This is a genomic window from Bacteroidota bacterium, from assembly GCA_018692315.1.
In the GTDB taxonomy this organism is placed as follows: Bacteria; Bacteroidota; Bacteroidia; order Bacteroidales; family JABHKC01; genus JABHKC01.
On record JABHKC010000222.1, the window covers coordinates 1 to 12,106 of the forward strand.

Consider the following 12,106-nt stretch of genomic DNA (forward strand, 5'->3'; position numbering starts at 1 on the left):
AAGGAATTGCCGAAAAAAGCGGAATTTATATTAATTATTATGGCGACAATTCTAAAGTCTTATTCAACTCAATAAATGTAACAAACACTAACACATCGAGCCGGGCAATTTATATCGAAGATGCCGACAATCTTGATATTAAAAACAATATTTTCTCGAACAGCGGTGGAGGATATTCCGCTGATATAGCAAATAGCCCGCTGAACCTGCAAATGGATTACAACAACTATTTCAGCTCGGGAAGCATGGTTTGGAAAAATGCAGGAACAGACATTCAAACACTTGCAAATTGGCAAACGACTACCGGTTTTGATGCTAATTCTATGGACTTTAATCCATATTATGAAAGCTATACAGAACTGAGACCATATCAGAGGGAGATTAATGGTGCTGGAATTTCCATTCCAAGCATACTTTACGATATTGATAATCAAATACGCGACCAATCGGCACCGGATATTGGCGCAGACGAATTTATGGTCGATTTCGGAGTAACGGATCTAATTAGCCCAACTTTACACTGTGCCTTAACTGCCAACGATTCGGTTACTATATATTTAAAACAATTCGGAGATATTCCATTTCTGAACATTACAGTTTCGTATCAGGTAAATAATGGACAGATTTTCACTGAAACTATCTCAGGTTCAACAAACAACGATTTAGGATTTACCTTTTCGGCAACACAAAACTTGCAAGCATACGGGACTTATGTTTTTAAAATTTGGATAGTAAATTCATTCGACGACAATATAAATAATGATACTTTAATTGTTGAGCGTTATAGCCATTCAGTGCCAGCGGTAGATTTTACCTACGATTTAAGCTGCGCAGGTGTAGCTACAAATTTTTACTCGAACACCACAGTTTCTCAAGGATGGATAGAAGATTATTTTTGGGATTTTGGGGACCAAATAATCGACACTTTAGAAAATCCAATTCATTTGTTCGATACCTCCGGGACATATTTGGTATATCTTCAGGCATTCACAGAAGTAGGATGCTATAACGACACCAGCCTAGAAGTACAGGTCATGACAACACCGCAATCAAATTTCTTTGCTGAAAATATTTGTTTTTCAGATACAGCCAATTTCGTGAATACATCTTCAATTTCGCAAGGAATTATGAACTACGAATGGGACTTTGGAGACAATAATACAAGTACCTCAATTTCGCCCCAGTACATTTATCAATTTCCCGATACATTCGAAGTCTCCTTAATTTCAATTTCTGCAAATTTGTGCACCGACTCTATAATTCAGGAAATTATTGTTTATCCATTGCCTATTCTGAGTTTACCCGGATTCAATTCAAGCTATTGCGAAAACGAAAATGCACAACTGATTTCGCCAAATCTTGTCGGCGGTTTGCTTTCAGGTAATGGTATTACTGGTAGCACATTTTATCCAAATCTTGCCAATCTCGGAACAAACATTATCACTTATGCCTACACCGACATTTATGGCTGTAGCGACACATTAGAGCAAGCTGTTGACATTTTGCCTGCACCTTCAGTTAGCCTCATAGGATTGAACACCAATTATTGCATTTCTGCTGAATTAGATACAGCTATGGTTCAGCCTGCTGGTGGAATTTTAAGCGGAACAGGATTAATCTCTAATATTTTTAATCCGCTTTTAGCCGGAATTGGAAATCACATTATAAGTTATTCATTCACTGATGCAAATTCTTGCACATCAATAAGTAGTCAAACTGTAACTGTTTCAGAATCAAATATTTTATTATTATCATTTAATATTGATAGTATAAGCTGTTACGGATATGCCGATGCAGCTATCGACCTTACCGTATCATTCACAAGTCAAACATATAGCGAAATAGAATGGTCGAATGGCGAAACAATCGAAGATATTAGCGGACTGAACACCGGAATTTATGAACTCATAGTTTCCGATATTTTCGGATGCAGAACTTTAGATACAGTTGAAATTATCGAACCTACCGAACTTTCATTACAATTGAACGCTCAAAATGTACTATGTTTTGGCGAAGAAACAGGTTCAATTTCTGCAGTTGTTTCGGGAGGAACAGAACCTTTCTCTTTCAATTGGTCTAACAATTCAAACGAACAAAATCCCGATAGTCTGAGTGCAGGCTATTATTTTGTTTCATTAACAGACTTTCACGGCTGTAACGAATACGACAATATCCAAATTCAGCAGCCAAGCGAACTTCAATTTAATCCAATAGTTCAAAATGTAAGTTGTTTTGGATTTCAAGATGGAGAAATTGACATCACTCTCATGGGTGGCACTAATCCTTATTCTATCTTTTGGTCAACAGGGCAGACTTCAGAAGATTTAACAAATTTGCCATACGGTATTTATACAATAAATATAATAGACGGAAATGCCTGCAAAGACAGTTTGGAAATTGAAATTACTCAACCCCAGCAAGCATTAAGTACAACAATTTATGCCGGCGATATTGCCTGCCATGGTCAAACCAATGGATATATAAATCTTACTATAAATGGTGGAACCGCTCCATACCAACAATTCATTTGGAGCAATGGAATGAGCGATCAAAACATTAGCGGGATTCTCGCAGGAACCTACTATGTTACCGTAATTGATGCCAACAATTGCGAAACTTCAAATTCTGCAACTATTATTGAACCACCAGAACTTGAGATTTCGTTTTCCGAAACAAATCTTCTTTGCTATGGAGACGAAAATGGGCAGATTACAACAAACATTCAGGGTGGCACTCCTCCTTACATTTCATATGTTTGGAATAGCGGTCAAACTACTGCAAATATGCAATCCCTCTTCGCCGGAACCTATACTCTCACAATTACCGATCAGGCAAACTGTACGGAATCACTAAGCATTGAAATTACTCAGCCACCAAACTTAATAATAGACTTCGTGATTGGAAATATCGACTGCTACGGAAATACTACGGGTACTATTGATATTTCATTTTCGGGAGCTACGCCTCCATATTCTTCTCCCATTTGGGAAAATGGCGAAACCGAAAACTCACTAATTGAGCTTGCAGCAGGTGTTTACAGTGTTTCCATTTCAGACGACAATAATTGTCTTTTTGAGGATAGTGCAGAAATCCTTGAACCTGAACCAATACAAATACAAATTGACATTCAAGAGCTTAGCTGCTTTGGATTTTCTGATGGCAGCATAGATATTAGCGTTTCAGGCGGAACTATGCCCGTTTCGCATTACTTTTGGTCGAATTCGAGCCAATCGGAAGATTTAACAGATTTGCCTGCAGGAACTTACGGCCTCACAGTTGTAGATCAGAATTTCTGCAGAAAAATGCTTGAGATAGAATTGCTTCAACCCGACCAATTAGTGGTAAGTCTTGAAGCTTCTGATCTGCTTTGTTTTGGAAACGAAACAGGGAAAATTTCATCTAACATAAATGGTGGACTTACACCATATACTTTCGCTTGGTCGAATGGCGAAAACACAGATTCCATTTTGAATTTATACGCAAATGAATATTCATTATCGCTAACAGATGCCAACAATTGCGAAAGCTCGGCAAGTATATTAGTTGCTGAACCAGAAGAAATTTTAGCCAATGAAAACATTTTTCCTACAAGTTGTGAATTTGCAAACGATGGCTCTATCAAAATCGATCCTTCGGGAGGAAGCCCACCCTACTCAATTTTTTGGGACAACACATTAGGGAGCGATTCTGTATTTCAACTTTCATCAGGATATTACGAATTACAAGTAAGCGACAGCAATAATTGCATTAAAAATTTCACTTTTGAAGTTCCAATTTCTATTTCGCCATGTTTGAAAATACCTAATGTTTTTACTCCAAATGGAGACGAATTCAATGAACTATGGCTGATTGAAGGTGTGGAATTTGTTCCTCAAATTGAAGTAAAAATATATGATAGGTACGGACAATTAGTCTTCGATTCAGAAGGTTATCAAATTCCATGGGACGGACGTTTTCAGGAAAAATTACTACCTTCCGATGCTTATTTTTATTCTATAAATTTAAATAATGGATCGAATGCCTTGCAAGGCAAAGTTTCGATAATTCGCTAAAATTGAAAATTATGAAAAGAAAAATTCTATTTACAATATTGCTGAGTTCTGTATATTTTCTGCAGGCTCAAATTATGCCTTTAAACAACGAGAATCTATTAAACGAATTTATTACAAATCCTGCCCTTGCGGGAATAAACAAGACAACAAATATTTCCTTTTTATCAAGAATGCAATGGTTAGGTTTGTCTGAAGCTCCTCGCTCACAATGCTTTTCCTTCGATTCGCGCATAAAAGCAAAAGGGCGTTACAATCACAGCGGGAAATTGATTCGCAAAAGTCGAATCCCTCGCACCGGCCGAGTTGGTTTTGGAGGATTTGTTTTCAACGATATAAACAAACCATTCTCAAAAACCGGAGTAAATCTTGCTTATGCTTATCATTTACAAAAAGCAAATCATAACTTAAGTTTGGGTTTAGGTGCTGCAATTTATCTTCTTGGGCACAACAATAGCGAATTTATAGCCAGCGACATGAACGATCCATCACTTAGGTCAAACGAAAATATCTTGTTACCTAATCTGAATTTTGGATTATTTTATAAATATAAGAATTTTTTCCTCGGAGCTTCTGCACTTCACTTGCTTTCGCAAACAATACAATTTTCTGATGTGAAAAACGAAATTGAAAAAAGCAAAAATCAAATATTCGTTCACAGCGGAATAATTTTTAATGAAGCTAAAAAGACAACTCTCAGCCCTTCTATTATTTACAGAAGCATTTCAAACCAATTTGATGCCAACATTAAAATTACTCGCTCGAAAAAGTACATTTTGTCTTTTTCCTACCATAGCACAAATTCCGCTTCCGTAATTCTTGGTTTAAAAATAAAAAAGTTGTTCCTGCACTATTCCTATCAATTTCCGACAGGCAGTATAATCAACTATAACAGTGGTTCGCAGATGATGATGATAAACTATGAGTTATAAACTAAGAATTATCAATATTAAACTTGAAAACATAAAAGACTTTAAAAACTTTCAACTTCTTATTTATGAAATACAGTATATTTTTATTATTTATATCGGTGCTTAGTTTTAGTCAGGAATATCAAAAAATGGCATATCCAATAAATACTATCGAGCACAACGAATATTCTCCAAGCATTAGCTACGATGGTAAAACTTTGATATATGAAGCTGACAACTCAGGACGTTGGAGACTCTACCAATCGCATAAAATGGGTGAAAAAAAATGGTCGAAACCCAGACCAATAGAAGAAATAAACGAATTAATGGATAAATCAAAATTTGTGGGTGGAGCATTTCAGACATACGATGGCAAATACTTGCTATTTACAACAGACCAGGAGCCCGGTTTCGGGAACATGGATATTTGGATTGCCGAAAAAGTTGGAAATAAATGGGAAAATGCTCGTAACTTTAGCGAACAAATAAACTCAGTCTATTTTGATGGTTTTCCGTCTCTATCGCCCGATGGGGAGGTTTTATATTTTATGAGAAATGTGCGGGCTGGCGAGATGAGCGAAAACAGTGCTTGCTATTTTATTTACAAAAGTAAAAAAAAGAAAAACGGCGAATGGGGAACACCCGAGATGTTGCCAAACCCCGTAAATATGTTTTGCGAAGAATGCCCAAGAATATTGCCAGATGGAAAAACTCTTCTATTTTCTTCTTCCCGGCAAGGCGGAACCGGAGGCTGGGATATTTACAAAACATATTTAAATGAAAATGGAAAATGGGAAAACCCCGAAAATTTAAGTTTCCTGAATACTCCCTTCGATGATAAACTTGCTACGGTAGCTGCCGATGGAGAGGCTTATTACTATGCCGTAACTAATAGCTCTCAAATGGATGACATTTATTTTGCAAAAGCTCCGAAAAAAGAAGAGTTTGCAAATGCCATTCAATTGGTTTGCAGGCTTTTCGATATTGAGACTAAAGAAAAAATCTCAGGAGCTAAAATCGAAATAATTCCAATCAAGGATACTGCAAGTTTATATATTTTGACAGAAAATGAGACAGGAGGCATTTATAAAAATTTCCTCGAAAAAGGGAGAAATTATAGTTTGCTGACATCAGCTCAAGGATATTCATTTTTTTCTGAAGATATTTTTCTTGAAGCTCCCGAATTTAAAATATCTAATAGCTTAAATTCCGGCAAAGAACTATCTGAATTATGGAACGAACTGATTTTAAACGAAAGTCAAAAAGAAAAGCAAACTAAAGCTGATAAAAAACAAGCTGATGCAAACCAAATTTTGAAGGTAGAAATTCAGAAATTAGACAGTGAAATTTCTCTTATGGATGTGCAAGTTGAAGATGCAAAAAATGCACAGGCAAGAAAAAAACTATATGAAAATCAAAAAGAACTTAGAATATTGAAGCACAAAAAAATCTGGGAATCTTACGAAAATTCATATTCGGGCAATAATCAATATTTTTCTCTATTGGAAGAATTATTGGAAACATATAGAGTAGAATCGAACAAATCGATAAAAGAAAATGGACAAAAATGGGAACAAAAAGCTGAAGCTTTAATAAAAAAAGCTGAAGCAGAATGGGAAAAGGCTGACGAACTAAAAGTCTCGAACGATTTTCTTCCTTACGGAAAAAAAACAAAAAATTTTCAGCAAAAAGCTTTGAGAGCCTTTCTCACTGCCTTCGAATATTATATGACATTTCATAATTTTAATGCTAGCCTAATCGAAAAAGATATTTATTTGACACCACTAAAAAAAGATGCTTCTATCCAATTATCGAACATTAGCTTCGATTTCGACAAAGCTACATTAAACAAAAGCAGCTACCCTGAACTTCAAAAACTAATAAGCTTACTAAATGAACATCAAGGGATTAAAGTTGAACTTTCTGCACATACCGATAATTTGGGAACACATGAATACAATGAAAATTTGTCGGATCATAGAGCTCAATCAGTTGTAGATTATTTAGTGAAAAATGGAATAGAAATAAACCGACTGGAAGCTATCGGCTATGGAGAAAGCAAACCCTTAGTACTCAATGACACAGAAGAAAATATGGCAAAAAACCGCAGAGTTGAATTTAAAATATTGGAAATTAGCGATTAACACTTGGCTCAAGGATAAACAATAAAACAAATTATGAAGCATATAAACATATTTTTCCTTTGCATATTAATAGTACTTTCATTTCAAACGATTTCTGCTCAGAAAGTAGATTTGAACAGAGTAGCTGAATTGAAATATACATTGGATACAGCAAGCTCTGATTCAATAAAATTTCAAACATTAATAAACCTTAGTTGGATATATTCATCAACAGATACTGCTCTGGCATTTGAATATATTCACGAAATGAAATTATTTGCCGATAGTACTCATAATGAAGAATGGAAATCGAGATATTTCGGACAAAGAGCGATCGTTTATTATTTGAATGATGAACTTGACAAAGCAATAAATATACTATATGAAAAACTAAATTTTCATAAATCAAAGCAAAATATTGAAGGAATGGCTGAAAGCTATGGAGACATGGGATCGCTGACATTACACCGGAATCTTTATTGGGAATCAATAAATTATCATGATACTTGCATTTCGTTAATGGAAGAAGCGGGATTAAATACTTATCGAAAAATATATCTTAAAGGTTATGTATATGTAAAAAGCGGAAATTACGAATTTGCCTTAAATAATTTTTTTAAAGCACTTTATGGCAATAGAGAATTGAACAGTAAAGATACAGCAGGAGCAATTGCCGCTATTGCATACACATATTATAAAATTGGCGAATATGAAAAAGCAAAAAGTTATTTTGAAATTGCTGAAGATGCTTGCATAACACAAGAGAGGCATTACACTTATGCCGGTTTACTGAATGATTTGGCAAGTATGTATTTCGACCAAAACCAATTATCCAAATCGCTTGAAACAATTAACAAATCAATCTCAAAATGGAAATATATTAAAGAAAATGTACCTCTTGCTAATACATCCGATGATTTGGGAATTGTTGAAGCATATGTAGTAAGATCGAAAATATTTCAAGAAATGGGGAAAAACAAAGATGCACTTGAAGATATAAATGCTGCTATCAAAATTGCAAAAAGCAGTGGCGACCGTGAAGTTCTTGTACTTTCATATTTTCGCTTGGGGGAATTTTATTTTTCCAGAAAAGAATATGAACCTGCAATAAAAGCATTAAAACTGGCAGATCAATTTTCAAAAGGTACAAATTTGGCGGCAAAACAGCAAGATATTACTTTACAATTATCGCAAGTATATGCAAAAACCAAACATTACGAACAGGCATATAATTTCCTGAATTTGTCTAAAACGCTTTCCGATTCTATTTTGAATGAAGAAAATATCAGAGCAATCAACCGGCTTGAATATCAATTTGAATTTGACTTGAAAGAGCAAAATCTAATTTGCGAAAGTGAGCAAGACCAACAAAAAATTGAACTATTAGAAAATGACATAAAATTGAAAAGCAAGACACAATTGATTTTATGGGGAGGCTTAATTGCAATTCTAATTATCACCGGTTTGATAATTATTTATATCTCGAACAGGCTGAAAACTAAATCGCAACTTGCTGAAAAACAAGCTGAAATAAACAGACAAAAAATTGCTGAACTCGAAAAAGCTCAAAAGCTATTGTCCATGAAATATATGATTGAAGGGCAGGAAAAAGAACGAGAACGTTTAGCACTCGACCTTCACGACGATTTGGGCAGTCAGTTGGCTGCAATAAAACTTCATCTCGAGAATCTTGATCCAAAGCATGCTAATAGTTTAAAAAAAACATGTACTCAAATCAATAATGCTTACGAAGACGTACGTAGGATTTCTCACAATTTGATGCCAATGAGCTTAAGCAAAGAAGGCTTGCCAACAGCTTTGGAAGATTTGGGGCAAAACATTTCATCAACAAAAAAACTATATATCGATATACAAACCATTGGCCTTGAGAAACGCCTCGATTCAACAATTGAAGTGATGCTTTTCAGAATTATTCAAGAAGCAATGAAAAACATTCTTCATCATTCTGAAGCAAATAATGTTATTCTACAATTAATAAACGATGGTAGTTTGTTGGCTCTAACTATTGAAGACGATGGCAAGGGTTTCGATATAAAAAAAGCAGAAAAAGCACAAGGACTCGGATTAAAAAGTATCAGAACTCGTGTAGAATTCTTAAATGGGAAAATAGATATAAAATCGAAAAAAAGTGAAGGAACAAGTTTGTATGTTGAAGTGCCATTCTTGCAAAAGCAGGAATCCCATGGAGTTGGGTAGAAATATTTTGGAGTTGAGTAATTAATTCGTTAGAGATTCCTGCCTACGCAGGAATGAGTACGAGTGGAGGGCAGGAATTTATAAAAACTAAAAATAATGAAAAAACTAAAAATTTTTATTGCAGACGATCACCAATTGTTTACCGATGGTTTGGAAGCAATTATTAAAAATACAGAAAAATTTGAATTAGTTGGATCGGCTCAGGACGGTAAAACAGCATATGATCAAATTGTACAATTGCAACCAGATTTGGCAATTCTTGATATAAGGATGCCCGAAATTGATGGAATTAAATTGTGCCAAAAAATAAAAGAAGAATTACCTTATACAAAAGTGATGATGGTTTCAATGATATTAGAATTTGGAATAATCAAAACCCTGCTCGATTTAGAAGTTGACGCATATGTCTTAAAAAATGCAGGAAAATATGAACTTATTCAAGCTCTAAATAAAATTTCAGATGGAGAAAAATATTTCAGTACAGCAGTGAAAGAAACATATTTTTCCAGACCATCGAAGTCACAAACCACCAGGAATATTATTCTCACACGTCGAGAAAAGGAAGTTTTAACACTGCTCAGTCATGGATATATTGCAAAAGAAATAGCTGAGAAATTGTTCATCGGTCAGTCAACAGTAGAAACTCACCGCAAACATTTGTTATCTAAACTTGGCGTTAAAAACTCTGCTGAGATGATTCGATTTGCTATGCAAAATAGATTGATAGAATGAGAATTTAAAATTTGATTGTTTTTTGATAATTGAAAATGATATTTTTTCACTAAATTAGCAGCAATATTTATTGATTTTAAAAATAATGCAAAGAAATGGAAATATTGTTGTCTAAAATGACTGAATAACTTTTCAATTGTTAATAAATAAAATTATATTGTTATGGAAAAATCAAATAATCCTTTAATATTTGGCATAGTTCTTTGCTTTTTATTAAACATCTCCCTATTAAAAGCTCAAGACACCATTGTAGTTCAAGGATATTTAACTTTTGCTATTATAAATGCAAGCTGTGCCTTTGAGGCTGAAGGAACAATAGATCTGACCATAGATGAAATTAATTTTCCTGGTCCTTACACATTTTTTTGGACAAGTGGTTATGGGGATGATTTTTCAACCGAAGATTTGTATAACCTATATGCAACTTCATATTATGTTACTGTTACAGGATTAGGAGGTGCTACTACTATAGGGTCAATAAATATTGGCCAACCTCCAAGTTTACAGTTGTCATTAGATATTACAGATGAAACTTGTAATTCGTACGGAAGTATCGACTTATCAGTTTCAGGGGGAAGTCCACCATATTATTACTTATGGAATAATGGTGAAACTTCTCAAGATATTTTCAATCTTCAAGAAGATTTTTATTCAATACTTGTTACTGATGCAAATTCGTGTAATGCAGTTACTTCTGTTATGTTGCATAAAGATAGTGTTGGCATAACTATTTTAGTAAATAACCTAAGCTGTTTTGGCGGGAATAATGGCGAAATCCAATTAGTACTTAATGGGACAACTCCATTTTCTTTCGATTGGCATGAAGGAAATGAATGGACATCAATTGGAACAACAATTTCCGCAAATCAAAATCTGTCAAATCAAACTGCTGGCACTTATGCAGTTCAAATAACAGATGGAAATGGTTGTATAAAAGACACAATTGCTGAGATTACTCAACCTTCAACTCCAATAGACATTTCTTTTTCTCAAACAAATGTTACTTGTTATCAAGGTTCAAATGGTTCTATTATAGCAACTGTTTCCGGAGGAATACCTTCCTATTATTTTTCTTGGTCAAGTGGTGAAACAACTGAAACTATTTCAGGAATATATGCTGGTTTATATACATTATCAATTATTGATGAAAATGGTTGCGAGCATGATTCAAGTATTACAATTACTCAACCTACATCTGCATTAAATATTACTTTTTCGCAAACTGAGGTTTCATGTTATCAAGGATCAGATGGTTCTATTTCCACAATTCCAACCGGAGGAACAACACCTTATTCATACTTATGGAGTACCGGTGAAACAACAGAAACAATATTAGGCAAACCTGCAGGTTTATATGCCATAACTTTTACTGATGACAATGATTGTAGCGTTTTAAACAGTGATTCAATTACAGAACCAAGCGCACTTAATTTGGGACTTTCCGGTAATAATTTAGATTGTAATAATTTCACTACCGGTGAAATTAACCTTACAGTTTCAGGCGGGATATCTCCATATAATTATCTCTGGAACAATGGATCAACTATTCAGAATTTGATTAACATTTCTGCAGGCTTTTATGAAGTGATCATAACAGATGCAAATGGATGTATCAGTTCAGATTCGATTACAATTAGCTTGGAAACAAGCAATAATTTCATTGTAAATTATTCTATTTGCGAAGGAGACAGTATGTTTTTAGATGGGACTTGGCAAACAACTTCCGGAAACTACTATGATAGTCTTCAAACTTATTCAGGATGTGATAGTATTATTGAAACTATTTTAACTGTTGATCCTCTTCCGTATGATTTAGAGATTTTCAGCAGTGTGGATTCTATTATTGACATTCGTGATGGGAAAATATATCAAACTGTTCAAATAGGCAATCAATGTTGGATGGCAGAAAATCTTGCTTATTTACCTTCTGTAAGTCCTCCTGATTCTGGCTCATTAACATTACCTCATTATTATGTTTATGACTACTCTGGGACAAATGTTCCTGATGCAAAAGCAACATATAATTATCAAACTTATGGAGTCTTGTATAACTGGATGGCTGCAACAAATGGCG

The 12,106-nt window shown here is 34.5% G+C and carries 6 protein-coding genes; all 6 read left to right on the forward strand.

What is annotated here, in order from left to right:
• On the forward strand, positions 1 to 4,052 hold a 4,052-nt coding region (locus HN894_16260), incomplete at its 5' end, for a T9SS type B sorting domain-containing protein (protein MBT7144878.1).
• Positions 4,053 to 4,063: 11 nt separating this feature from the next.
• The gene (locus HN894_16265; GenBank protein MBT7144879.1) at positions 4,064 to 4,981 is read left to right on the forward strand and encodes a type IX secretion system membrane protein PorP/SprF; all 918 of its coding nucleotides are present in this window, start codon (positions 4,064 to 4,066) and stop codon (positions 4,979 to 4,981) included.
• Positions 4,982 to 5,046: 65 nt separating this feature from the next.
• On the forward strand, positions 5,047 to 7,104 hold the full coding sequence (locus tag HN894_16270; protein MBT7144880.1) for an OmpA family protein: 2,058 nt from the start codon (positions 5,047 to 5,049) through the stop codon (positions 7,102 to 7,104).
• Between the two features lie 33 nt (positions 7,105 to 7,137).
• The gene (locus HN894_16275; GenBank protein ID MBT7144881.1) at positions 7,138 to 9,300 is read left to right on the forward strand and encodes a hypothetical protein; all 2,163 of its coding nucleotides are present in this window, start codon (positions 7,138 to 7,140) and stop codon (positions 9,298 to 9,300) included.
• 96 nt (positions 9,301 to 9,396) lie between these two features.
• Complete coding sequence (locus HN894_16280) at positions 9,397 to 10,032, forward strand: response regulator transcription factor (protein ID MBT7144882.1); 636 nt, start codon at positions 9,397 to 9,399, stop codon at positions 10,030 to 10,032.
• Positions 10,033 to 10,194: 162 nt separating this feature from the next.
• Positions 10,195 to 12,106 (forward strand): hypothetical protein (locus tag HN894_16285; protein ID MBT7144883.1); only part of this gene is annotated, 1,912 nt, incomplete at its 3' end.

Coding starts and splice junctions, on each gene's coding strand:
- HN894_16280 (MBT7144882.1), top strand. CDS start 9,397: ATGAAAAAACTAAAAATTTTTATTGCAGACGATCACCAATTGTTTACC.
- HN894_16270 (MBT7144880.1), top strand. CDS start 5,047: ATGAAATACAGTATATTTTTATTATTTATATCGGTGCTTAGTTTTAGT.
- HN894_16265 (MBT7144879.1), top strand. CDS start 4,064: ATGAAAAGAAAAATTCTATTTACAATATTGCTGAGTTCTGTATATTTT.
- HN894_16275 (MBT7144881.1), top strand. CDS start 7,138: ATGAAGCATATAAACATATTTTTCCTTTGCATATTAATAGTACTTTCA.